The organism is Streptomyces poonensis (assembly GCF_014650915.1).
In the GTDB taxonomy this organism is placed as follows: domain Bacteria; phylum Actinomycetota; class Actinomycetes; order Streptomycetales; family Streptomycetaceae; genus Streptomyces; species Streptomyces poonensis.
Genome location: NZ_BMVW01000003.1, coordinates 440,333 through 465,598, shown reverse-complemented (window position 1 = coordinate 465,598; position 25,266 = coordinate 440,333). Strand labels below are relative to the sequence as shown.

The 25,266-nt window shown below is 70.9% G+C and carries 16 protein-coding genes; 10 read left to right on the top strand and 6 right to left on the bottom strand.

Annotation, left to right across the window (positions count from 1 at the left end; translation table 11 throughout):
* Positions 1-92 precede the first annotated feature (92 nt).
* From IE242_RS12030 to dnaK, 4 genes are all read left to right on the top strand, one after another.
* Complete coding sequence (locus IE242_RS12030) at positions 93-1,154, top strand: ATP-binding protein (RefSeq protein ID WP_189858216.1); 1,062 nt, start codon at positions 93-95, stop codon at positions 1,152-1,154.
* Complete coding sequence (locus tag IE242_RS12025) at positions 1,151-2,956, top strand: vWA domain-containing protein (RefSeq protein ID WP_189858214.1); 1,806 nt, start codon at positions 1,151-1,153, stop codon at positions 2,954-2,956. Before IE242_RS12030 ends, IE242_RS12025 begins: the two co-directional genes overlap by 4 nt.
* An 87-nt stretch (positions 2,957-3,043) precedes the next feature.
* On the top strand, positions 3,044-3,469 hold the full coding sequence (locus IE242_RS12020) for an OsmC family protein (protein WP_189858212.1): 426 nt from the start codon (positions 3,044-3,046) through the stop codon (positions 3,467-3,469).
* A gap of 179 nt (positions 3,470-3,648) precedes the next feature.
* Positions 3,649-5,556 carry a molecular chaperone DnaK gene (gene dnaK / locus IE242_RS12015; RefSeq protein WP_189858210.1) on the top strand — a complete coding sequence of 636 codons (1,908 nt, stop codon included), beginning with the start codon at positions 3,649-3,651 and terminating at the stop codon, positions 5,554-5,556.
* A gap of 118 nt (positions 5,557-5,674) precedes the next feature.
* Here the strand turns inward: dnaK and IE242_RS12010 are convergent, their stop codons facing one another.
* Entirely contained in the window at positions 5,675-7,309 is a 1,635-nt protein-coding gene (locus IE242_RS12010) for a subtype B tannase (RefSeq protein ID WP_229858826.1), read from the bottom strand.
* A 170-nt stretch (positions 7,310-7,479) separates the two neighbouring features.
* The gene (locus IE242_RS12005; RefSeq protein ID WP_189858208.1) at positions 7,480-8,322 is read right to left on the bottom strand and encodes a helix-turn-helix domain-containing protein; all 843 of its coding nucleotides are present in this window, start codon (positions 8,320-8,322) and stop codon (positions 7,480-7,482) included.
* 185 nt (positions 8,323-8,507) lie between these two features.
* Between IE242_RS12005 and IE242_RS12000 the strand changes: the two genes are divergently transcribed.
* The 4 genes from IE242_RS12000 to IE242_RS11985 all read left to right on the top strand — a co-directional run bounded on the left by IE242_RS12000 (position 8,508) and on the right by IE242_RS11985 (position 12,805).
* Entirely contained in the window at positions 8,508-8,813 is a 306-nt protein-coding gene (locus IE242_RS12000; protein ID WP_189858206.1) for a 4a-hydroxytetrahydrobiopterin dehydratase, read from the top strand.
* Between the two features lie 6 nt (positions 8,814-8,819).
* Positions 8,820-9,560, top strand: coding sequence for a class I SAM-dependent methyltransferase (locus IE242_RS11995; RefSeq protein WP_189858204.1), 741 nt, complete (start codon positions 8,820-8,822; stop codon positions 9,558-9,560).
* A 102-nt stretch (positions 9,561-9,662) separates the two neighbouring features.
* A complete protein-coding gene (locus IE242_RS11990; RefSeq protein WP_189858202.1) occupies positions 9,663-11,540 on the top strand; it encodes a rhamnogalacturonan lyase in 1,878 nt (625 codons plus the stop codon).
* Between the two features lie 176 nt (positions 11,541-11,716).
* Complete coding sequence (locus IE242_RS11985) at positions 11,717-12,805, top strand: tyrosine-protein phosphatase (RefSeq protein ID WP_189858200.1); 1,089 nt, start codon at positions 11,717-11,719, stop codon at positions 12,803-12,805.
* Between the two features lie 66 nt (positions 12,806-12,871).
* On the opposite strand, the gene IE242_RS11980 is transcribed toward IE242_RS11985, so the two are convergent.
* Both IE242_RS11980 and IE242_RS11975 read right to left on the bottom strand, forming a co-directional pair.
* Positions 12,872-15,559, bottom strand: coding sequence for a cellulose binding domain-containing protein (locus tag IE242_RS11980; protein WP_189858198.1), 2,688 nt, complete (start codon positions 15,557-15,559; stop codon positions 12,872-12,874).
* A 203-nt stretch (positions 15,560-15,762) separates the two neighbouring features.
* On the bottom strand, positions 15,763-18,678 hold the full coding sequence (locus tag IE242_RS11975; RefSeq protein ID WP_189858196.1) for a glycoside hydrolase family 48 protein: 2,916 nt from the start codon (positions 18,676-18,678) through the stop codon (positions 15,763-15,765).
* 460 nt (positions 18,679-19,138) lie between these two features.
* On the opposite strand from IE242_RS11975, the gene IE242_RS11970 reads away from it, so the two are divergent.
* Both IE242_RS11970 and IE242_RS11965 read left to right on the top strand, forming a co-directional pair.
* Positions 19,139-20,899 carry a glycoside hydrolase family 6 protein gene (locus IE242_RS11970; protein WP_189858194.1) on the top strand — a complete coding sequence of 587 codons (1,761 nt, stop codon included), beginning with the start codon at positions 19,139-19,141 and terminating at the stop codon, positions 20,897-20,899.
* Positions 20,900-21,087: 188 nt separating this feature from the next.
* Entirely contained in the window at positions 21,088-21,999 is a 912-nt protein-coding gene (locus IE242_RS11965) for a class I SAM-dependent methyltransferase (RefSeq protein ID WP_189858192.1), read from the top strand.
* Positions 22,000-22,462: 463 nt separating this feature from the next.
* Here IE242_RS11965 and IE242_RS11960 read toward each other — a convergent pair whose 3' ends face one another.
* Together IE242_RS11960 and IE242_RS11955 are read right to left on the bottom strand one after the other, a co-directional pair.
* Positions 22,463-23,299, bottom strand: coding sequence for an aldo/keto reductase (locus IE242_RS11960; protein WP_271208598.1), 837 nt, complete (start codon positions 23,297-23,299; stop codon positions 22,463-22,465).
* A 152-nt stretch (positions 23,300-23,451) separates the two neighbouring features.
* Positions 23,452-25,236 (bottom strand): AMP-dependent synthetase/ligase, encoded by a 1,785-nt coding sequence (locus IE242_RS11955; protein ID WP_189858190.1) that lies wholly within the window; start codon positions 25,234-25,236, stop codon positions 23,452-23,454.
* Positions 25,237-25,266: the final 30 nt, after the last annotated feature.

Here is a 25,266-nt window from a genome sequence, read left to right as displayed (position 1 = left end):
CGGCCGACAGCGCGTGCCCCACAGACTGTTCGCACAGGGCCGGGCGCCCTCGCACGCCCGAGCACATCGAACACGTCACAAGGAGCAGCCGCTTGCAGGCAGCCGTCACCGTCACACCCTCCCGCATTCCGGAACTGCTGCTCGGCCTCGCGACCGTGCGGCCGGTCTTCATCTGGGGCGCGCCCGGAATCGGCAAGTCGTCCCTGGTGCGGGCGTTCGCCGAGTCGCTGGGGCTCGAGTGCGTGAGCCTGCTGGGCACCCAGCTCGCTCCCGAGGACCTCGTCGGGGTGCCGCAGATCCGCGACGGGCGGTCCGTGTTCTGCCCCCCGGAGGCGATCGCCCGTGACGAGCCGTACTGCCTGTTCCTGGACGAGCTGAACGCGGCCACGCCGGACGTGCAGAAGGCGTTCTACTCGCTGATCCTGGACCGCCGCATCGGCTCCTACGAGCTCCCGGAGGGCTCCATCGTCATCGGCGCCGGCAACCGGGCCACCGACAACGCCCTGGCCCGCCCGATCGCCTCGGCGCTGGTCAACCGCCTCACGCACGTCCACCTGGAGGCCTCCGCCAAGGACTGGCTGGCCTGGGCCGAGGCCAACGGCATCCACCCGTGGGTGGTGGACCACCTCACCGACCGGCCCGATCACCTGTGGTCCAGGCCGCCGAAGACCGAGGAGCCGTTCTCCACGCCCCGCTCCTGGCACATGCTCTCCGACGCCCTGCACTCCTTCGGCCGGAACCTCGACGAGGAGACCCTGAGGATCCTCGCGCACGGCACGCTGACGCCCGCCCACGCCACCGCCTTCTGCGGTTACGTGAAGGTTGTGCGCAGCCGCTACGGCATCGAGGCGATCCTCCGCGGCGACGCCCGCTGGCCCCACCGCATCGAGGACCGCGACCTGCTCTACTACCTCGCCGAGTCCTTCCGCGGTCGCCTCGTCAAGGAACTCCCCGCGAGCAAGGAGCACATGTCGGCGAACGGGCGGCAGACCGCGTACCGCGCCAAGTCGCTGCTCGTGCAGCTCGCCGAGATCTCCGTCGAGGTGGCCCAGAGCGTCATCGCCCCGGACGACGACGGCAACGCCGTACTGCCCGCCTGGTTCCTGGTGGAGGCGGCGCGGGACATGCCGCGGCTGGTGGAGGCCCGCCGGTGAGCCGTAACCGCGGCGGCAAGGGGCGGCAGAAGCGGGACCTCGCGGCGGAGGCGTTCGCCGAGGGACTGCGGCTGGTGCGCGCCAACCCGGCCCTCGCCGCCGTGGAGTTCACCGTCTGCCGGCAGGAGGAGTGCACCGACGCCCCGCGGGACGGCCTGGTCCGCGTCGCCTCCGACGGCGTGCTGCACGTCCACCCCGCACGGCTCGCCGACCCGGACGTCTGGGCCTGGGCCCTCGCGCACGCCGCGCTCCACCTCGGCTTCGGGCACGTCCCGGCGGCGCGGGGCGAGCGCACCCAGCCCGACCGGTACGAGCTGGCCGCCCGCTGCGTGGTCGTCAACCGGTTCCTGCTCGGCTTCCCCGTCGGCCGGGCCCCCGACGACCTGCCCGCCGCCTACCCCGACGGCGACGAGGAACAGCTCGCCGCGCGCTGGCGCCGCGACGGCATACCGGATGCTTACGGACGCTGTGGTACGGCGGGTGGTGAGGCCGACCTGAAGCTGGTGCCGTGGACGGGCTGGTACGGGCAGCGGCCCCCCGACTGGCAGACGGCGTTCGCGGGCGCGCTGGCCCGGACCGTGTCCGCCGCGATCGACCTGGCGGGCGGCCGCCGCGACTCGATGACCGGCGAGACGGCCCCGCTCAGGCCCTGGCAGCAGGCCCTGAGCTGGTTCGTCTCCTCCTACCCGCTGCTCGGCGGCATCGCGGCCGGCATCACGCTCGTCGCCGACGCCGAACTCGCCCGCGCCCACGGCATCTCCGTCGCCGCGGTGAACGCCGAGGCCGGGGAAATCTACGTCAATCCGCACCGGCAGTTCGAGGACGAGGAGTGGCGGTTCGTCCTCGCCCACGAGATGCTGCACGCCGCCCTCCGCCACGGCGACCGCTGCGGCACCCGGGACCCGTACCTGTTCAACGTCGCCGCCGACTACGTGATCAACGGCTGGCTGAGCGAGATGCAGGTGGGCACGGCGCCCGACGGGCTGCTGTACGACCCGGAGCTCGCGGGACTCTCCGCGGAGGAGGTCTACGACCGGATCGCCACGGATCTGCGCCGGATGCGCCGCCTGTCCACACTGCGCGGCAAGGGCGTGGGCGACATCCTGGGCGGCCCGCTCGGCAGCCCCCGCGACCACGTGGACCTCGACGGGTTCTACCGCCGGGGCCTCGCCCACGGCCTGGACCTGCACCAGCGGCAGGAGCGCGGATTCCTGCCCGGCGGTCTCGTCGAGGAGATCCGCGCGCTCAGCCACCCGCCGCTGCCCTGGGACGCCCGCCTGGCCCGCTGGTTCGACGAGTTCGTGCCCCGCCCGGAACCGGTCAGGTCGTACGCGCGCCCCTCGCGCCGCCAGTCCTCCACCCCCGACATCCCGCGCGCGGGACGGTACTTCCCGCCGGAGGAGATCGCCCGCTGCACCTTCGGCGTCGTACTGGACACCTCGGGCTCCATGGACCGGGTGCTGCTCGGCAAGGCGCTGGGCGCGATCGCCTCGTACGCCGAGGCCCGGGACGTACCGGCGGCGAGGGTGGTGTTCTGCGACGCGGCCCCGCACGACGCGGGGTATGTGCCGGTCACCGAGATCGCGGGCCGCGTACGGGTGCGCGGGCGGGGCGGTACGGTGCTCCAGCCCGGCGTCGACCTGCTGCAGCGGGCGGACGACTTCCCGCCGGGCGCCCCCGTCCTCGTCATCACCGACGGGGAGTGCGACGTGGTGCGGGTGCGCCGCGAGCACGCCTGGCTGATTCCGAAGGGCGCCCGCCTGCCGTTCACGGCGCGCGGGCCGGTGTTCCGCGTTCAGTGACCCCTGTTGCACGTACGGGCGCCCCGGATGTGATCGGATGGGGCGAACGGATACCCGGGCAACGGGACCACAGCGAAAGGAAGAACCGTGGCTACCACGCGCTCCGCACACACCGTCTGGGAAGGCAGCCTGACCGAGGGTAACGGCGTCGTCACCTTCGACTCCTCCGGCATCGGCGAGCAGCCGGTGTCGTGGCCCTCGCGCGCCGAGCAGGCGAACGGCAAGACCAGCCCCGAGGAGCTCATCGCCGCCGCCCACTCCAGCTGCTTCTCCATGGCCCTCTCCCACGGCCTGACCGGTGCCGGCACCCCGCCCACCAAGCTCGTCACCTCCGCCGACGTGACGTTCCAGCCGGGTACGGGCATCACCGGCATCCACCTGACCGTCGAGGGCACGGTTCCGGGCCTCGACGAGGACGGCTTCGTGGCGGCCGCCGAGGACGCCAAGAAGAACTGCCCGGTCAGCCAGGCCCTGGCCGGCACGACGATCACCCTGTCGGCGAAGCTCGCCTGACCCTTCTGTGCCCTTCCGGTGCCGCGGTCCGTACGGGCCGCGGCACCGTCGCGTTCACGCCGGCCGCCCGCGCTCCTCCCGGCGCACCTCGCGCTCTTGACAAGGAGACACTCAAGTTTTGTGCTGGAGGTCGGGAAGCTGTCGGCGAGTGCGAGGACCCCAGGCGGAAGGGGACAGCGATGGCACGTGCGGTCGGGATCGATCTCGGTACGACGAACTCGGTGGTGGCCGTCCTGGAGGGCGGTGAGCCGACCGTCGTCGCCAACGCGGAGGGCGCGCGCACCACCCCCTCCGTCGTCGCCTTCGCCAAGAACGGCGAGGTCCTCGTCGGCGAGGTCGCCAAACGGCAGGCCGTGACGAACGTGGACCGCACCGCACGCTCCGTCAAACGCCACATGGGCGAGGCCTCCTGGCGCTTCCCGGAGCACGGCACGATCGACGGCACCCGCTTCACGGCCCAGGAACTGTCCGCGCGCGTGCTGCAGAAGCTGAAGCGGGACGCCGAGTCCTATCTCGGCGAAGACGTCACGGACGCCGTCATCACCGTGCCCGCGTACTTCGACGACGCCCAGCGGCAGGCCACCAAGGAGGCCGGGGAGATCGCGGGCCTGAAGGTCCTGCGCATCATCAACGAGCCCACCGCCGCGGCCCTCGCGTACGGCCTCGACCGCGGCGACGAGCAGACCGTCCTCGTCTTCGACCTGGGCGGCGGCACCTTCGACGTCTCCCTGCTGGAGATCGGCGACGGCGTCATCGAGGTCAAGGCAACCAACGGCGACACGCACCTGGGCGGCGACGACTGGGACCAGCGGATCGTCGAGCACCTCGTCACCCGCTTCAAGGGGCAGTACGGCATCGACCTCGGCAACGACAAGATGGCCCTGCAGCGGCTGCGCGAGGGCGCCGAGAAGGCCAAGATCGAGCTGTCGAGCTCCTCCGAGACGACCGTCAACCTGCCCTACATCACCGCCTCCGCCGAGGGCCCCCTCCACCTGGACGAGAAGCTGACGCGCGCCCAGTTCCAGGAGCTCACCGCCGATCTGCTCGACCGCTGCAAGACGCCCTTCCACCAGGCCGTCAAGGACGCGGGCGTCAAGCTGTCCGCCATCGACCACGTGATCCTCGTCGGCGGCTCGACCCGGATGCCCGCCGTCACGGACCTGGTGAAGGAGCTCACGGGCAAGGACCCGCACAAGGGCGTCAACCCCGACGAGGTCGTGGCCGTGGGCGCCGCCCTTCAGGCCGGGGTCATCCGCGGCGACGTCAAGGACGTACTGCTGCTGGACGTCACCCCGCTGTCCCTCGGCATCGAGACCAAGGGCGGCATCATGACCAGGCTGATCGAGCGCAACACGACGATCCCGACCCGGCGTTCGGAGATCTTCACCACGGCCACCGACAACCAGCCCTCGGTCGGCATCCAGGTCTACCAGGGCGAGCGCGAGATCGCCGCGTACAACAAGAAGCTGGGCGTCTTCGACCTGACCGGACTGCCGCCCGCGCCGCGCGGGGTGCCGCAGATCGAGGTGGCCTTCGACATCGACGCCAACGGCATCATGCACGTCTCGGCCAAGGACCTCGCCACGGGCCGCGAGCAGAAGATGACGGTCACCGGCGGCTCGGCCCTCCCCAAGCAGGACATCGACCGCATGATGCGCGAGGCGGAGCAGTACGCCGAGGAGGACAGGAAGCGGCGGGAGGCGGCCGAGACCCGCAACCAGGCCGAGCAACTCGTGTACCAGACCGAGAAGTTCCTCCGCGAGAACGATGAACGGGTGCCGGCGGACGTGAAGGAGGAGGTCGGGTCGGCCGTCGCCGAGCTGAAGCGGCTGCTGGAGGAGTCGGCGGACACGGCATCGCTGCGCACCGGGATCGACCGGCTCGCCGCGGTGAGCCAGAAGATGGGACAGGCGATGTACGCGCAGGCCCAGTCGTCGTCCGGGGCGGAGAGCTCGGCGGGTTCCGGCGCGGAACGGGGCACTCCGGAGGACGAGGGCGTGGTGGACGCGGAGATCGTGGACGACGAGAAGGACGAGAAGGACGAGAAGGACGGGAGGGACGCGAAGGGGGGCACCGGCGCCGCGTGACCCGTCGAGTGCGGCGGCGCCGGGCCCGGGGGTTCCGGGTCCGGCGCCGCGCGGGCGGTGTCCTTTCATGACGGGAAGCGGACACCGCGGTCGGGGGAGGGGCCGATCGACAGGCCGCCTACTTCTTGCCCTGGTAGCCGGTCACCTGGGCGATCCACTCGATGAAGTCACCCGCGTCGTCGTTGGCGCCGTGGCCCTTGTCCCAGTACATCGCCGCGTTCACCTCGGCGCCCAGCGCCTTCAGGCTCGCCGCGAGGTTGCCGACGACCGACAGCGAGGTGTCGCTGTCCTTGGTGCCGACGCGGATCCACCAGTGCCGGGCCATGCCCTTGTTCCGCTGGGCGATGAAGTACATCGGGTTCATCAGCCTGAGCTTCTCGGGGATGTCGCCGTCGAGCCGCGCGCTGCCGCCGCTCTCGTGGCGCAGGCTGTACTGCGTGAAGTGACGGGCCTGCGTCGTCCCCTTGCCGAACAGGTTGTTCTCGCCCGAGGAGAGGTCGAAGGCGTCGAACGCCGGGGCGTCCTTCTTCCGCGCGCCCACGTGGGTGAGGAAGTCCGCCCAGGTGAACGTGGCTTTCCCGCCGGACCAGGTGATGAACTGGTTGCTCGCCAGATAGGTCGAGCGCTCCGACTCCGACAGGGCGGCGAGGTACCGGGTGGCCGCCGGCTCCACATACGTCTTCAGCAGGTACTCGTCGAGATTGCGCGCCGTGAGCGTGCCGAAGCCCTTGGCCCGCAGCTTGAGGGAGGCCTGGTAGTCGGCGAACGCGTTCTTCAGCTCCTTGGACACGGTCTGGTCGACGAGCTCGCCGGAGCCGAGCTCGTTGCCGCCCCAGTTCCACTCGTACGCCATGTCGGCGTGCTCCAGGTCGGCGATGGGGCACCAGTCACCGCTGGCGAAGATCGCGTCGCTCGCGTCGGCCGCGCCGATCTCCTTCAGTTGCTCCTCGTACAGCGGGCTGTCGCCGGACGCGCCGAGCAGGGCGGACAGGGCGCCGCCGGCGCTGGTGCCGGAGGTGACGATGCGGTCGGTGTCGCCCGGGATGCGGCCCTTGTTGAAGCGGACGTACCGCACGGCGGCCTTGAGGTCCACGATGGCGGCCGGCGCGACACCGTAGTACGTGCCGTCGGAGTCGACGAGGGTACGGCCGCGCGCACCCGGCTCCACGACCACGTACCCGGCCGCGAGCGCCAGCTTGGCGTTGCTGACCATCTGGCCCCGCCCGTCGAGCTGCGCGTTGCCGCCGGACGCCACCTCGCCGGTGCCGGCGGACGCCGAGGCGCTGGGGGAGCCACTGGGCGAGGCGCCGCCCGTCCCCCCGCCGGGCGCCCCGGTCATGGCGGCGCCGCCCACCCCGGTGGCGTCCGCCACGGACGACGGCATGTAGCCGCCCACCGAGTTCGCGAGCAGGACGGGTGCCCGCGAGGCGTCGACGGACGCGCCGTCGATCTCGACGGGGACGCTGACGTTCAGGCTCTGGTACTTCTCGTCCACCGGGGCGGCGACGTAGGTGACGGCCTTGTAGAAGTGGTACTTCACTTCCTTGTCGCCGTCGTCCGTGGAGAGGGTGGTCGTGAGCTCGGTGTAGGCGTCCGTGTCGAACACCAGTGAGTCCGAGGTCCCCGACGAGCGGGCGGGGGAGCTGTCCGTCGCCCGGGCGTTCAGGGCGAAGCCGCCGACGGCCGCGGCACCGGCGGCCGTGCCCAGTCCGATGACCACCGTTCTGCGCTTCACTGCAGCGTGCTTGCCCACTGATGTCTCCTTGGTGTTCGGGTTCGCGGTCGTCCCGTCACCGCTCGAACGTAGATCCCTGTCGAAGAAAGTGTCAACAATTCTGTAAACCTCACGGTGAACGCACAGCCGGTCATGGCGGACGCACAGGAGGCGGACGTGCGGAAGGCGGACGTGCGGGAGCGGACGGCTCAGCGCCTCTCGAACAGGTAAGCGGCCGTCTCCGGGTCGGCGGGCAGGAACGTCTCGATGGCCAGCTCGGCGACCGTCACGTCCATCGGGGTGTTGAAGGTGGCGATCGACGACACGAAGCCCAGTACCCGCCCGTCGTGCTCGATGCGCAGGGGGAGCGCGAAGTGCGGCACGGGTCCGGGGGACGCCACCGGCTCCTCCGGATGCGGATAGGCCGCGACCTCCTCGTACAGCTCCCGCAGGGCGTCCGACCGCTGGAGGGCGATCTGCCGGGTCATCTGGGCGAGCAGGTGGTGGCGCCACTCGGGCAGGTTGCGGATGCGGGGGGCGAGACCCTCGGGGTGCAGGGTCAGGCGCATCGCGTTCAGCGGGGGTGTGAGCAGGGCCTCCGGGACGCCCTCCAGCAGCATCGCGATGCCCCGGTTCGCGGCGACCACGTCGTACACGGCGTCGACGACGAGCGCCGGATACGGCTCGTACGCCTCGATCAGGCGCTCCACGCCCTGCCGCAGGGTGTCCATCGCCGGGTCGTCCAGCGGGGTCTGCGGAAAGTGCGGGGCGTAACCGGCCGCCAGGAGCAGCGCGTTGCGCTCACGGACCGGTACGTCCAGGTGCTCGGCCAGACGCAGCACCATCTCCTCGCTCGGCCGGGCGCGGCCCGTCTCGACGAAGCTGATGTGCCGGGCCGAGGAGCCGGCCCGCAGCGCGAGGTCCAGCTGGCTGACCCCGCGCCGCTCCCGCCAGGCCCGCAGCAGCGGACCGGCGCCGGTGTCGGGGCCGGGGGCCCGGAGGGCGGAGGGAGGGAGGGGTGCGGGAGAAGGGGCGGATGGGACAGTGGGCATGACAAGGACCGTAGCCGAAGTCCGCCGGGGAAGGCCGAGGCCGGAATCCGGGGCGGCCGAAATGCGCGCCCGCCGGTCTCCGGGGCCCGTCCGACCAGGCATGGAACGAGCCGTTCGTGGCACGCTGAAAGCGGATCAGGCGACGATCGCCGTGGAACAGGCGACCACACCCGAGGAGCGAGCCCATGCCCGTCGAACCCCTGTCGCAGAAGGACATCGAGGACCGCCTGGCGGAGTTGCCGGGCTGGTCGCTGGACGGGGACCGGATCGCCCGCTCCTACCGGCTGGACTCGCACTTCGCGGCGGCCGCGCTGGTCGTCCACATCGCCCAGGTGCAGGAGGAACTCGACCACCACTCCGACCTCACCCTCGGCCACCACACCGTCTCCCTCACGGTCAGCACCCACAGCGTGGGCGGCGCCGTCACCGAGCGCGACTTCGAACTCGCGCACCGGGTCGAGGAGCTGGCGCCGGGACACGGTGCGAGCTGATCGGGTGTGCTGGACTACGACAAGGAGGCCGAACGGTACGACGCCCTGCGTGGGGGCGAGCCCCGGGCCGAGGCGGCCGCCGCGGCCGTGCTGGGCCTCGTGCCCGAGGGTGCCCGCGGCCTGCTCGACGTCGCGTGCGGCACCGGCATAGTCACCCGTCTCCTCGCGGCCGGGCGGGACGGGATGAGGGTGACGGGCGTCGACCTGACCCACGGCATGGTGCGCCGGGCCGCCGGCCGGCTGCCCGGCGCCGTCGTGCTCGGGGACAGCCGCCGGCTGCCCTTCCGTGATGCCGGGTTCGACGCCGTCAGCAGCGTCTGGCTGCTGCACCTGCTCGACGGTCCGGAGGACGTGCGGGCGGTGGTCGGCGAGTGCGCGCGTGTACTGCGGCCCGGCGGCGTGTTCGTCACGACCGTCGACAAGGCCGCCTCCCACAACGTGGGCAGCGATATCGACGCCGTCCTCGCCGGGCGTCCGCGCACCCCGGCCACGGACGCCGCGGAGGCCGTCGGGCGGTACGCCGCCGAGCACGGTCTGCGCCCGGCCGGGCGGGCCTGCTTCCCGGGCCACGGCCAGGGCCGCAGCCCCCGGCGCGCCCTCGCCGACCTCCGGCGCGGCTGGTTCGTCACGCTGCCGCCGGGCGAACCGCTCGCCGAACGGTTCGCCGCCCGGCTCGCGGAGCTGCCCGACCAGGACCGGCCCCGCCCGGATCCGCGGTTCCGGCTGCTGGCGTTCCGCAAGGGCTGAGACAGGGAACTGCCGCGTGTCACCGCGAAACACACGGCAACCCATTCGCGAGCGGCGGCGACTGGGAGGGCGGAACCCTTCCGTCCCCCCAGGAGGTACCTCGTGCAGCACCCGCGCAAGCACCGCAGACGCCGGGCCCGGGCCGTCCTCGCGGCCTCGGCCGCCGTGGCGGCGCTGGCCGGTGCCGGGCTGACCACGCTCACCACGGACGATGCCCAGGCGGCCACGGCGCGCCAGGTCGAAAAGCTCGACCGTGGCGTCGTCAGCGTGTACACCGGCAGCGGCAACCTGGTCAGCTGGCGCTGGCTCGCCACCGACCCGGCCGACGTGTCGTTCAACGTCTACCGCGCCGGTACGAAGGTCAACTCGTCCCCGATCACCGGCTCCACCAACTACTTCCACTCCGGCGCGCCCAACTCCGCCGACTACACGGTCCGCGCGATCGTGAACGGCGTGGAGCAGGGCGACTCCGTCCACGCGATCCAGTTCCGCGCCGGCTACAAGGACGTGCCGATCAGCGCGCCCGCGGGCGGCACCACGCCCGACGGAGTCGCATACACCTACGAGGCCAACGACGCCTCCGTCGGCGACCTCGACGGCGACGGCGCCCTGGAGTTCGTCCTCAAGTGGCAGCCCACCAACGCCAAGGACAACTCCCAGTCCGGCTACACCGGCAACACGATCGTCGACGCCGTCAAGCTCGACGGCACCCGCCTGTGGCGCATCGACCTGGGCCGCAACATCCGCTCGGGCGCGCACTACACGCAGTTCCAGGTGTACGACTACGACGGCGACGGCAAGGCCGAGGTCGCCATGAAGACGTCCGACGGCACCAAGGACGGCACCGGCGCGGTCATCGGCAGCTCCTCCGCCGACCACCGCAACTCCAGCGGCTACGTCCTCTCCGGCCCCGAGTACCTGACCATGTTCAACGGCCAGACGGGCAAGGCGATGCAGTCCGTGGACTACGTCCCGGCCCGCGGCACCGTCTCGTCGTGGGGCGACTCGTACGGCAACCGCGTGGACCGCTTCCTGGCCGGCACCGCGTACCTGGACGGCGCCCGCCCCTCCCTGATCATGGCGCGCGGCTACTACACCCGCTCGGTCATCGCCGCCTGGGACTGGCGCAACGGCCAGTTCACCCGCCGCTGGACCTTCGACACCAACTCGTCCACCAACAGCGGCAAGGGCTACGACGGCCAGGGCTCGCACAGCCTCTCCGTCGGCGACGTCGACAACGACGGCAAGGACGAGATCGTGTACGGCTCGATGGCCGTCGACGACAACGGCAACGGCCTGTGGACCACGAAGACCGGCCACGGCGACGCCCAGCACCTCGGCGACCTCGACCCGTCCACGTCCGGCCTGGAGTACTACAAGGTCTCCGAGTCCACCTCCCAGCCGGCCGCGGTGTACATCAACCCGGCCAACGGCTCGGTGAAGTGGAAGCTGGCCGCCTGCTGCGACAACGGCCGCGGTGTCGCCGGTGACATCTACTCCGGCAACGACGGCGCCGAGGCCTGGTCGTCCTCCGACACGAACATCCGCGACGAGTCCGGCGCCACCAAGGGCCGCGAACCGTCCTCGGCCAACTTCCTGTCCTGGTGGGACGGCGACACCACCCGTGAGCTCCTCGACGGCACCAAGATCGACAAGTACGGCACGTCCTCCGACACCCGTCTGCTGACCGGCTCCGGCGTCTCGTCCAACAACGGCACGAAGTCCACCCCCGCCCTCTCCGGGGACATCCTCGGCGACTGGCGCGAGGAGGTCGTCTGGCGGACCAGCGACAACAAGAACCTGCGCATCTACTCGACTCCGGTCGAGACGAGCACGAAGATCACCACCCTGCTCCACGACACGATGTACCGCACGGGCCTGGCCTGGCAGAACACGGCCTACAACCAGCCGCCGCACCCGAGCTTCTTCATCGGCAACAAGATGGCGACGGCCCCGCGGCCGAGCGTCTACACCCCGTGAGCAGCGCACGCACCACTTGCGCCTGACGAGTGAGAGGCGGTCGTTCCACACCCGGAGCGGCCGCCCTTCGCTGTCACCGGATCCTGTGTGCTGTGCAGGGGCATGACATACGACCGACGACGGCGGTTCGCTCCCCGTTCGCCGGACGCTTCCCCGCCGGCCGAATGATCTCGGCCATGACTCAGCAGACACGTGCCAGGACGGCCGCGTACGCCCTGACGGCGGCCGTCCTGCTCACGGGCGCCGTCGCACCCGCCGCCACGGCCGCCCCCGCGCACCACGCGCAGCAGGCGCAGAAGGACTCCGCCCGGATTCCGTTCACCGCCGCGGAGGTCACGGCCCAGGACGACGGGTCGTACGAGATCACCTGGAAGGCGCCGGGCGTGCACCGCGTCACCATCCGCGCGAACGGCCGCACCGTGGCGTCCGGCGGCTCGACCGGCAAGGTCACGGTGAGGCACCTGCCCGCCGCCGACCGCCAGTGGTTCGACCTGGTGCCCGACCGGGGCGGACGGCTCCACCTCGCCGACCGGCTCATCAAGCTCGAGGGGACCGTCAACTTCCGCGACGCCGGCGGCTACCGCACCAAGGACGGCCACTGGGTGAGGATGGGCGTCGTCTACCGCTCGGACGCGCTGGACAAGCTCACCGACGCGGACCTCGCCAAGCTGAAGCGCCTCGGCCTCTCCGTCGACTACGACCTGCGCACCACCTCCGAGAAGGCCGCCGCACCCGACCGCGTCCCGCAGGGCGTGCGGTACGTCGCGGCCAACGTCCTCGGCGACGACTCCCCGGTCTTCTCGATGCCGAGCACGGCCGACGAGGCCGCCCAGATGATGGTCGACGGCGAGAAGGCCATGGTCAGCGCCGACACCGCCAAGGCCGCGTACTCCACGATCTTTGCGGACCTCTCCGACGGCGACCCCGTCGGCACCCTCTACCACTGCACCGCGGGCAAGGACCGCACCGGCTGGGCGAGCGCCGCACTGCTCACCGCGCTCGGCGTGCCGCGCGGGACGGTCATGGAGGACTACCTGGCCTCCAACGACTACCGCGCCGAGGCCAACGCCGCCGCGCTCGCCGCCATGCCCGCCGCCCAGGCAGCCGTCTACAAGCCGATGCTCGACGTCCGCGCCGAGTACCTGAACTCCGGCTTCGAGGAGGTCGAGGAGGCGTACGGCTCCTTCACGGCGTACGAGAAGAAGGGCCTCGGCCTGGACGCGCGCGAGCTGAAGCGGCTCAAGGCCGAGCTGCTGGTGGGCTGACGCAGGACGGTGGGGCGTGCCCCTTGAGGCACGCCCCGCCGCCTGTGCTGATGCAGGTGACCGTGTTCAGGTGACCGTGCAGGTCTGGTCACCCACCTTGAACGACGCCGGTTTCGAGTTCGTCCCGGTCCAGCTGCCCGTGAAGCCGAAGTTCACCGACGAGCCCGCCGCCACATTGGCGTTCCAGCCGACGTTCTTCACCGTCACCGCCGTGCCCGACTGGGAGAAGTCGGCGTTCCAGAGCTGTGTCACCTTCTGCCCGTCCGCGAAGGACCAGCCGAGCGACCAGCCGCTCCACGCGCTCGTCCCCGTGTTGGTGAGCCGTACGTCCGCCTGGAAGCCGCCCGACCACTGGTTGGTGATCGCGTACGTCACCGAGCAGCCACCCGTCGGCTCAGGATCCGGATCCGGGTCTGGGTCGGGATCCGGGTCCGTGCCGCCACCGCCGCCCCCGCCCGTGTCGGAGGTGTCGCCGTAGATGACACCCCGGCCGTTCGTCGCCACGTACACCCGGCCGTACACCCGCGGGTCACCCGTGATCGCCGCGCCCGTCCAGCCCCACTGGTGGGCGTCGTCGTTGATACGGGTCCAGGTCGCGCCCTGGTCCGTGGAGCGGAAGATGCCGCGTACGCCGCCGATCTTCGCGCTGGTGTAGAGGGTCTGGTACGAGGCGTCCGGTGCCGCCTTGCCGAAGCCGATCGTGTCGGCCTGCTCGACGTTCGAGAGCTTGGTGAAGCTCGTCCCGCCGTTCGTGGAGTGCCACAGGCCGTACGCGCCGTCCGTGGCCCCGCCCGCCAGCCAGATGTCGCCCTTCGTGCCGGGCAGCGCCTTGAAACGGACGCTGTCACCGCTCGGCAGACCCGTCGCGGACGACGCCGTGAACGTCGCGCCTCCGTCCGTACTCACATAGAACTTGCCCGACTTGAAACCGTAGAAGGTCTTCGGGTCCACCCGGTCCGACTCCACGATCGCGCCCGCAGGGATGCCGCTCGACGTCGACCACGAGTTACCGAAGCCGGTCGCGTAGTGCACTCCGGCGCCCGCCGGGCTCCACACGAAGCGGCTGCCGTCCGCCGCCGCGGCGACCGTGCCGCCCCCGCTCACGCCCGAGGGGTCGGTGCCCGCGAACCAGTTGGCGCCGTTGTCCGTCGAGAAGGCGATGTGCGGGCCCGAGTCCAGGTTGCCCACCCGGACCACCGTGTTGGGGTTGGTCTCCGCGTAGTCCAGGCTCGTCGTCGACGTGAAGTTCGGAGAGGTGAACATCATCGAGGGGACCTTGGTCAGGTCCGTGTGGCGGAAGCCGCCGATGTCGCCGAGCGCGCTGAGCAGCGGGGCGCCCGACGGGGGAGAGGCCAGGTCGTTGACCGCCGTCTCCTCCAGACCCTCGACCATGGGCTTGATGGTGAACTTGCTGCCGCCGTCCCAGTTCCCGAGGTTCTCCGTGCCGTAGATCGTCGCGCCCGTCCCGTACATCATCCGGTCCGAGTCGAACGGGTCGATCTCCAGGGCCTCCGTCATCCAGCCCAGCTTCGGCGTCTGCTCGGGCGGTGACGGGTTGGCGCCCCAGGTCAGCCACGGGGAGGACGACACGTCCATCGTGTAGCGGTTCTCGCGGTTCGGGTACGACGTGTAGTCCCACGCCTTGGTCCACGTGCCGCCGCTGTCCGTGGAGCGGAAGATCTGGGTGTCCGGCCACCAGGAGCTGTACGCCGTGGCCATCACCGTGCCGGGGTTCTGGCGGTCGAGCGTCAGCCCGCTGAAGCCGTAGTAGGTGTCGGCCTCCGCGACCGGGCTGATGTCCGTCCAGGTGCCGGTGGCGGTCGCGTACCGGTACAGCCGGCCCTTGCCGCCGTCGTACGGGCCGCCGGTGTCGCTGTAGGCGAGGTAGAGGTAGCCGTTCTTTGCGTCCAGGACGCCCTTGTGGGCGAGGTAGCCGGTGGGCTGGCCGGCGAGGCGGGTCCAGGTCGCGCCCGCGTCCGTCGAGCGGTACACCGCGTTGTCCTTGTCGGCGACCCCGACGTAGATGGTCTTCGTGGCGTTCCCGGAGGTGCCCGTGGACTCGTCGAAGGTGACCCAGACGATGCCCTGGTTGTCGGAGCCGTAGCCGCTCGTGTCGCTCGGGTCCTGGGCGTAGTTGCCGGGGTTCGGGAAGTTCGTCACCTGCGACCAGGTGGCTCCCGAGTCCGTCGAGCGCCACAGGCCCTTGCCGCTGGGCGCGCCCAGGTACAGCACGCTGTTCCTGTTCGGGTCGACCGCGAGCCGCTCGCCCATGCCACGGCCCGGCATGTTGCCGCCCAGCTTGAACGGCAGGTCGGCCTTCTGCCAGGTGGCGCCCCGGTCGGGGGACCTGAGCACGGCGCCGTTCCCCGGGTCCCAGCTGTTGGTGTAGGTGCCGACCGCCGCGTACACCCGGTCCGGGTCGACGGAGTCCGAGGCGAGGCTCACCACGCCCGTGTGGCCCCAGTCGTCCCAGCCCACGTGGTCGAGCAGCGGTGTCCACGTCTTGGTCGACTGCTCCCAGCGGTAGGCGCCGCCGATGTCCGTGCGGGCGTACGCGAGGTTCTTCTCCGTGCGGTTGAAGACAATGCCGGGGACGAAGCCGCCGCCGTCGATGCGGGCGTTGTTCCAGGTGTAGGTGTCGGCGGCGATCGAGACCTGTCTGTCGTCGTCGGCGGCGGCCAGGGCGGGTGGACTGCCCGCCAGCAGGCCGGCCGCGAGCGCGAGCACGGCCGTGAGGATGCGGGTTCTTCGCACGGTGTGTCCTCTCCGTGACTGCGGGGGGAAGGAGGGGAGGAACGCTGGGCGGGACGGGAGGGGGGAACGCTGGGTGGGACGGGAGGGGGAAACAGGGGCACGTGCTGGACCGGGCGGGCCCGATGGGGGCGGGCCCGCCCGGCGGGGTCCCGCCCGCCGTCAGGGTGGCGGGCGGAACCCGGTACACGGAGCAGCGGCGGGGACTATTCGAGGAGCTCCGCGTACGAGCCCATGGCGGTGGCTATGTCCACCTGGGCCCAGAACCGGTGGTACGTGAAGGTGGGCGCCGCCCCGCCCGCCAGGTAGGACTCGACCTTCGACCAGGCCGGGTCGTCCTTGTAGAAGGAACGGATCGACTCGAAGGTGGAGGACGAGTTGATCGTGTCGCCGTTCGGCATGGTGCCGGTCCAGCCGCTCGGGACGTGGATCGGGTCGTCGAAGCGGTTGTAGTCGGCGCGGGTCTCCTCGACGGCGATGCCGAGGGCGTCCTGGTTGTTGTCCCACATGCCGTCGAGCAGCGCCTTCGCCGTCGCGGCCGCCTCGGTGTCACCGGAGCGGTCGGCGTAGTACGTCAGGGTCTTGGCGTACGAGGCGGCCACACCCACGTCGTTGGTGTAGTCGGCGACGGTGACGTGCAGCCCGGAGTTGGCACCCGGGTTCGACGCGTTCCAGGTGTCGGGGGCACCCGACCACTTGAGCGTCGACGGGATCCGGAAGCTGCCGTCCGGGTTGACCGTGGTCTCGGACAGCGCCCAGTCGACCCACTTGTCGAGGACCTCCTTGGCCAGCGCGTCGCCCGACTGCTGGTAGTACTCGGCGACCCGCTCCATGGACCACGCCTGGAAGCCGAACCACTGGTTGGACGGCGGGTCGTGGTACACGGGCTTCTCGTCGTAGAACATGCCGTAGAAGGTCGGTGTGCCCGCCGGCGGGGTGGCGTACCGGCCGCCCCAGCTGTTGGTCGCACCGCCCGCGATGGCGCCCTCGTCGGACTGGAGCCAGCGGTAGAACTCGACCTGCCGGTCCAGCGACTTGGCCCAGTCCGCCTGTCCCGTCGCCGACTTGGGCTTCAGGGCCGCGTACTCGCTGAGCGCGTACGCGGCGAGGGGGTTCTGGTAGCCGCCGTGCGCGTGGCTGGAGCCGATGCGCCAGGCCCAGCCCGCCGAGGAGTCGGTGGCGCCGCCCCACGCGTAGTACCAGGAGAGCAGGTAGAAGGAGGCGTCCTTGCCGGTGCCGGCCGGGCAGGCGGAGGCGCCGACGCAGTTGCCGACCTTCTTGAAGTACTTGTCGAACATGGCGTAGCGCAGGTAGTCGCCCATCTTCGCGGCCTTGCCGACGGTCGTGGAGACGTCACCGCCCTTGCCCTGCTCCTTGGCCCACTTGTCCGCCCAGTAGGCGGCCTGCACGGCGCGCGCGTCGGCGTCGGGGGCGTTGGTGAACTTCCACTGCTTGGCGTACGAGGCGTCCTTGGTGAACAGGTCCAGGTAGCCGTTCTTGCCGCCGTACTTGAAGGCGTCGCAGGTGGGCTGCGGGATCGTCTCCCACACCGACTCCTGCGGGCCGCGCTGGAAGGTGTTGATGTACGACGGTCCGGTGTCGGTCGGGCCCGCCTCGCACTTGCCGGGCGAGTTGCCGTAGCCGTAGACGTTGTCGACGTCCTGGAGCCAGTGCATGCCGTACACGTCGTCCGTGCCGTACGCGCTCTTCAGCTCGGCCGCGATCGGGTCGGGGCCGACGGAGACATTGCCGTCGAGCTGCGACGGGTACTCGTTCGGGGTGTCGTACTCGGGCGCGTAGGTCGCCGGCTTGGAGGCGTTGTAGTAGGAGTTGGTCGACTGGTCGGCGTGGGTGGGGATCATGTACTTCTCCATGATCTCCCAGGCGCCGTTGAACTTGGACCAGTCACCCGTGACCTTGCCGTACATGGCCTGGAGCCAGAGGAGGTAGCTGTACGCCTCCGAGGTGGTCTCGTGGCCGTGGTCGGGCGCCTCCACCATCAGCGTCTCCACCGAGTGGTAGGGAATGCCCTCGGGGGAGAAGTAGCCGTTCGCCGGGTTGGTGATCTTCCCGTAGAGCTCCAGGAAGCGGGCGTCGTACTCCTTCTGCGCGCCGAGCTGCGTCACGGTCACCGCGGCCTTGGAGTGGCCGTTGGCCGTGGACTCGAAGACCGCCGAGCCGGACCCGGAGGAACTGGCCGCGATGGTCACCTTCTGCGCGGTGTTCCAGTTCGACGGGGTGAAGGTGAGGCTGGCCCCGCCGCTGACCGAGAGACCGGAGTTGCCGCTCGCGCGGGCGGTCGTGACCGTCACGTTCGACGAGGGCTGCGTCGAGAGCTTCACGTCGTACGTGCCCGTCCTGCCCTGCTGCACGCCGAGCTGGGAAGGCGACGCGACGATCGCGGGGCCCGAGGCGACCGTGATGCCGACGGGTGTCGAGTCCGCCGACGCGCCCAGGCTGTCGTACGCCTTCGCCACCAGAGAATGACTGCCCACGGTCAAGTTCGAGACGGAGAGCGTGTAGGGCGAGCTCGTGTCCGTGCCGAGCAGCGTGGTGTCGTCGTAGAACTCCACCTTGCTGATGCTCGCGCCGTCGGCCGCCGCGGCGGTGGCGGCGAGCGGTACCGCGGCGCCCTGGGTGTAGACGGCGCCCGCGGTGGGGCTGGTCAGCACGGCGATCGGCGGCTGGTGGGCGCCGGCGCAGGTCGTGCCGTTGACCGCGAAGTTGGTGGGGGCGGCGTTGGAGCCGCTGTAGGTGAACTGGGCGCCGGTGGTCACGGCCGCGTTCGCGGCGATCGTGCCGTTCCAGGACGCGTTCTTCACCGTGACCGTCTTGCCGGACTGCGACCAGGTGCCGTTCCAGCCGTTGCTGAGCTTCTGGTTGCCCGCGTAGTCGTACGTCAGGGTCCAGCCGGAGATCGTGTCCGTGCCCCGGTTGGTGAGCGTGAGCTCGGCGGTGAAGCCGGATCCCCAGTCGTTGGTCTTGTAGTCGACGCTGCACTGGACCGCCGCCGCCTGCGCGGGGCTCGATCCGGTGCCCAGCATCGTGAGCGGGAGGGCGAGCGCCGCCGCGACAGCGGTCCATAACCGCCGCGCGGCCTGGCGTCTCCGTTTCGTACGCATGTGCTGGTTCCTCCTTGCGGCTCGGAGAAGCTCGAAGAGGTGGGGGGAGGAGCAACAAGCCTTGAACCAGTGGGAGCGCTCCCATATTGGGGAGGGGGGTAGGAGGGGTCAAGACTTGTGGTGAGTCGAAAAGATTCGACTGACCCAAGCCGACGCCACCCCTGTTCTTTACCGTGACTTGGCGCTACCTTCGCCTGCACCAGTGGGAGCGGTTCCATCAGTCGACGCGTCCGCCACGACGCGTCCGATCTGCAAGGAGTCGCTCATGCGACACCCGCCGCGTTCAGGTCTTTTACGCGTCGCCGCCCATGCTCCGCCCCCCGCGGGCGTGTCCGGCGACGGCACCTGCGCCCCTTCCGTGTTCAGCAGCTCCGACAGCACGTCCGTGTCGCTCGGTCCCGGGCCGAGTGACACTCCGCGCGCCCTCGACGGAACCCTCGACGGATAAGGAACCCGCACCATGAGCCGCACCAAACCCGTACCCACGAACCGCACACATCGCGTCAGAAGCACCAGAACGGCGCTGCTCGCCTCACTGGCGCTGGTCGCCGGCACCGCCGGGACCGCGCTCGCGGCCGTCCCCTCCGGCGACGTCGGTACCGCCGCCGTCCCCTGCACCGTGGACTACAAGGTGCAGAACCAGTGGAACACCGGCTTCACCGTCGCCGTCACGGTCACCAACAACAGCGCCGCCAAGTCGTCGTGGGCCCTGAAGTGGTCGTACGCCGGCAACCAGAAGGTCACCAGCGGCTGGAACGCGAAGATCACCCAGAGCGGCGCCGCGGTCACCGCGACCAACGAGTCCTACAACGGCTCCCTGGCGACCGGCGGTTCGGCCAGCTTCGGCTTCCAGGGCTCCTACAGCGGCACCAACGCCATACCCACCTCCTTCACGCTCGACGGTGTGACCTGCAACGTCGACGACGGCGGTGGCGGCAACCCCGACCCCGACCCGGAGCCGCAGCCCGGCACGAGGGTGGACAACCCGTACGCCGGCTCCAAGGTGTACGTGAACCCCGAGTGGTCGGAGAAGGCCGCGGCCGAGCCGGGCGGCAGCAGGATCTCCAACCAGCCCACCGGCGTCTGGCTCGACCGGACCGCCGCCATCAACGGCGTCAACGGCGGCATGGGCCTGCGCGACCACCTCGACGAGGCCCTGGCGCAGAAGGGCTCCGGCGAGATGGTGGTCCAGCTCGTCATCTACAACCTGCCCGGCCGCGACTGCTCGGCCCTCGCCTCCAACGGCGAGCTCGGCCCGACGGAGATCGACAAGTACAAGACCCAGTACATCGACCCGATCGCCGCGATCCTCGCCGACCCCAAGTACGCGAGCCTGCGGATCGTCACCACCGTCGAGATCGACTCGCTGCCGAACCTCGTCACCAACGTCACGCCGCGCCCGACCGCCACCCCCAACTGCGACGTGATGAAGGCGAACGGCAACTACCAGAAGGGCGTGGGCTACGCGCTGAACAAGCTCGGCGCGATCAGCAACGTCTACAACTACATCGACGCCGGCCACCACGGCTGGCTCGGCTGGGACGACAACATGGGCGCGTCGGCCGACATGTTCAAGGTCGCCGCCACCACCGAGGGCGCGACGCTCTCCGACGTCCACGGCTTCATCGTCAACACCGCGAACTACAGTGCGCTGAAGGAGACCAACTTCTCCATCAACGACACCGTCAACGGCACCTCCGTGCGCCAGTCGAAGTGGGTGGACTGGAACCGGTACACCGACGAGCTGTCGTACGCCCAGGCCATGCGCGAGAAGCTGGTCTCGATCGGCTTCGACTCCAAGATCGGCATGCTGATCGACACCTCCCGCAACGGCTGGGGCGGCACCGCACGGCCCGCCGGCCCGGGTGCCACGACCGACGTGAACACCTACGTCGACGGCGGCCGCATCGACCGCCGCATCCACCCCGGCAACTGGTGCAACCAGAAGGGCGCGGGTCTCGGTGAGCGTCCGAAGGCCAACCCGGAGCCGGGTATCGACGCCTACGTCTGGATGAAGCCGCCGGGGGAGTCCGACGGTGCCAGCAAGGAGATCGCGAACGACGAGGGCAAGGGTTTCGACCGCATGTGTGACCCGACGTACACGGGCAACCCGCGGAACAACAACAACATGTCGGGCGCCCTCCCCGACGCTCCCCTGTCCGGGAAGTGGTTCTCGGCGCAGTTCCAGGAGCTGATGAAGAACGCGTACCCGGCGCTGTGAGCCGTGACGGCGACCGAAAGGTGACCGTCTAGCGCATGAGGTCCGCCGGGGCCGGGGCGTGAGCGCCTCCGGTCCCGGCGGATCACGTCCGCGTCTCCGTGATTTTTTGCCGGTACGGCAATGGTGATTGCCGAACCCGGGCGCGTCGGCGCACGCTGGCCCCGCAACCGGACGAGAGGCTCATCGCCATGGGACACCACCAGCACACGCACACCGGCCCCCGGCAGCATGCGCACGCCGGGCACCAGCACCTCCACACCGACATGGACTGGGCCGAGATGGCCGCGCACCTGGAGGCCGAGGCGGAACTCTTCTCGCCCCTGTACGCGCAGGCCACGGCCTGGCTGGCGGCACGGCGGCCCGACCCGGGCCTCGTCGTCGACGCGGGCAGCGGCCCCGGCGTCGTGACCGGCGTGCTGGCCGACGCCTTCCCGCGCGCGCGGATCGTCGCCGTGGACGGCTCGGGGCCCCTGCTGGAACGTGCCCGCGCCCGTGCCGAGCGAGGCGGACTCGCCGACCGCTTCAGCACCCTGGAGGCCGGCCTGCCGGACGGGCTCGACGGCCTGGAGTACCCGGCCGACCTGCTGTGGGCGAGCCGGAGCCTGCACCATCTGGGGAACCAGCGGGCGGCCCTCGCCGCCTTCGCCGCGCGGCTCGCCCCCGGCGGCACCCTGGCGATCCTGGAGGGCGGCCTGCCCGCGCGCTTCCTCCCCCGTGACATCGGCATCGGGCGTCCCGGTCTCCAGGAGCGCCTGGACGCCGCCCACAGCGAGTGGTTCACCGCGATGCGGGCCGCTCTGCCGGACGCCGTCGAGGAGACCGAGGACTGGCCGGGACTGCTCACCGCCGTGGGCCTGCGGGGCGCCACCAGCCGTACCTTCCTGCTCGACATCCCGGCACCCGTGCCCGAGGAGGCCCGCGCCTTCGTCGTCACGATGTTCGGGCGGCTGCGGGAGGCGGCCGCGGAACTGCTCGACGCCTCCGACCTCGCGACCCTCGACCGGCTTCTCGACCCGGACGACAAGGCGGGTCTGCACCACCGTCCGGACGTGTTCGTCCTGACGGCCCACACCCTCCACGTGGCGCAGGCGCAGCCGTGAGCGAACCTTCACAGCGCCAGGTCCGTCAGGCGCCGTCCAGGCGGGAGCGGCCGTAGCCGACGTCGTACGCCACCTCGCGGAGGGGGCGGTCAGAGGTATACGCGCAGGCGCGCGGCCGGGGCCGGCGCCTCGTCGGCGGGACCCTCCCCCGACCGGCCCCGGCGGTGTCCGGGAGACCGACGACCGCACCGGGGCATGGCCGACTCGGCCACGGCCGGCGCGTCGGCCATCTGCGACAGGGCGGGGCGGCCCGGCGTCGCACGGCGGCCGGTGAGTTGCGCGATCACTGACAGACGACCGGGATGAGTGTGACAACTGCCCGGAAGGCCCGCGCCCATGAGTCAGTCCGCGGGGTCTCCGCACACGACGGCGCCGCCGCCCGGCACATGCGGGCGGCGGCACCGTGGGAGGACGAGGCGTCACACGGTTCCCGGGACGCTCCCGGGCGGGACGCTCCCGGGCGTCACGCCACGTCGAACGTCGCCGGGTCCGGGCCGAGGCGGCGGTCCTCGTTCAGGGCACTGATGGCGGCGATGTCCTCGGCGTCCAGGGAGAAGCCGAAGACGTCGATGTTCTCCTGGATCCGGGACGGCGTCACGGACTTCGGGATCACCACGTTGCCGGTCTGGATGTGCCAGCGCAGCACGACCTGGGCCGGGGTACGGCCGTGCTTCTGCGCGATGGCGACGATCGCCGGCACCTCCAGCAGACCCTTGCCCTGGCCGAGCGGCGACCACGCCTCCGTGGCGATGCCCTGCTCCGCGTGGTACTCACGCACCGCGTGCTGCTGGAGATGCGGGTGCAGCTCGATCTGGTTGACGGCGGGAATCACGGAGGTCGCCTCGATCAGGCGCTCCAGGTGCTCCGGCAGGAAGTTGGAGACGCCGATGGCCCGGGCACGGCCGTCCGCGTACAGCTTCTCGAACGCCTTGTACGTGTCGACGAACTGGCCCTTGGCGGGCAGCGGCCAGTGGATCAGGTACAGATCCACGAACTCCAGCCCGAGCTTCTCCAGCGACGCGTCGAAGGCACGCAGCGTGGCGTCGTACCCCTGGTCGCTGTTCCAGAGCTTGGTGGTGACGAAGAGCTCCTCGCGGGGGATGCCGGAGGCGGCGATCGCCCGTCCGGTGCCCTCCTCGTTGCCGTAGATCGCCGCTGTGTCGATGCTGCGGTACCCGGCCTCCAGCGCGGTGGCGACGGCCCGCTCCGCCTCGTCGTCGGGCACCTGCCAGACGCCGAAGCCCAGCTGGGGCATCTCGACGCCGTTGTTCAGGGTGATCGGGGGGACCTTGCTGCTCACGAGCTCTCGATCCTTCGGTTCGGTCGGGTGGTACTTGTATCCACCATGGTCAACGATCACGACCTTCGCCGCATTCCTGACCGGTGGACCGGCCACCGAATTCGCGGATTGTCCGGAACCGCACCGCGGACACGACCTGCTCACGGACCGGCTCACGCCCGGTAGAGCGCCTCCACCTCCTTCGCGTAAGCGGTCTCGATCGCTTTGCGTTTCAGTTTCAGCGAGGGGGTGAGGAGCCCCTGCTCCTCCGTGAACCGGTGGGCCAGTATCCGGAACGTACGGATCGACTCGGCCTGTGACACCAGGGTGTTCGCGGCGACCACCGCCCGCCGGATCTCGGTCTCCAGGTCCGCGTCCCGCACCAGCCGCCCCGGCGGCAGCCGCGGCCTGCCGCGCACGCGCAGCCAGTGCTCCACGGCCTCCTCGTCCAGCGTCACGAGCGCCGCTATGTACGGCCGGTCGTTGCCGACGACGACGCACTGCGCGACCAGCGGATGGTCCCGTACCCGCTCCTCCAGGACCTGCGGCGAGACGCTCTTGCCGCCCGAGGTGACCAGGACCTCCTTCTTGCGTCCGGTGATGGTGAGACAGCCGTCCCCGTCGAGCGAGCCCAGGTCGCCGGTGGCCAGCCAGCCGTCGCGCAGCGCGGCGTCCGTGGCACCGGGGTCGTTCAGATAGCCGTGGAAGACGTTGGCGCCGCGCAGCCAGATCTCGCCGTCGTCCGCGATGCGCACGGTGACCCCGGGGACCGGCGGCCCGACCGTGCCGTACCGGGTCCGCTCGGGCGGGTTCGCGGTCGCGGCGGCGGTGGACTCGGTGAGGCCGTACCCCTCGTAGACATGGACGCCCGCCCCGGCGAAGAACAGGCCGAGCCGCCGGTCCATCGCCGAGCCGCCCGACATCGCGTGCCGTACGCGTCCGCCCAGCGCGGCCCGGATCTTCGCGTACACCAGCTTGTCGAAGAGCTGGTGCCGCATCCGCAGGGCCGCCGACGGACCGGGCCCGAGGCCCCAGGCCCTGGCCTCCCGCGCGTCCGCGTACCGCACGGCGACCTCGAGGGCCTTCCCGAACGCGCCGGCCCGGCCCTCCTCCTCGGCCCTGCGGCGGGCCGCGTTGAACACCTTTTCGAAGATGTACGGCACGGCCAGGAAGAAGGTCGGCCGGAAGGCCGCCAGGTCCGGCAGCAGGGCCGCCGCGTCCAGCCGCGGCTGGTGGCCGAGCCTGACCCGGCCGCGCACGGCGGCGACCTCCACCATGCGCCCGAAGACGTGCGCGAGCGGCAGGAACAGCAGGGTCGACGCCGTCTCACCCCTGCGGGAGCCGAAGACCGGCTGCCAGCGCTCCAGCACGGTGTCCGCCTCGAACATGAAGTTCCCGTGGGTGAGCACGCAGCCCTTCGGGCGGCCGGTGGTGCCGGAGGTGTAGATGACCGTCGCCACCGAGTCGGGGGTGACCGCCCGCCGGTGCCGGTGCACGACGTCGTCGTCGAGGTGCGCGCCCGCCTCGTACAGCTCCCGCACGGCGCCCGCGTCGAGCTGCCACAGCCTGCGCAGCCGGGGCAGCCGGTCGATGACCGTGGCGACCGTCATCGCGTGGTCCTCGTGCTCCACCATGGCGGCCGAGACCTCCGCGTCGTGCAGCATCCAGAAGACCTGCTCGGCGGAGGAGGTGGGGTAGACGGGCACGACCTGCGCGCCGATGCTCCACAGGGCGAAGTCGAACAGCGTCCACTCGTAGCGCGTACGGCACATGACGGCGACCCGGTCGCCGAACCGCACGCCCTGGGCGAGCAGCCCCTTGGCGAGGGCGAGCACCTCGTCACGGAACTCCGCGGAGGTCACGTCACGCCAGCCGCCCCGCTCGTCCTTGCGGCCGAGGGCGACACGGAGCGGGTCCTGCCGGGCATGTTCGAAGACGACGTCGGCGAGACCGCCCACCGGCGGTGCCGCCGGCAGCGGAGGATTCCC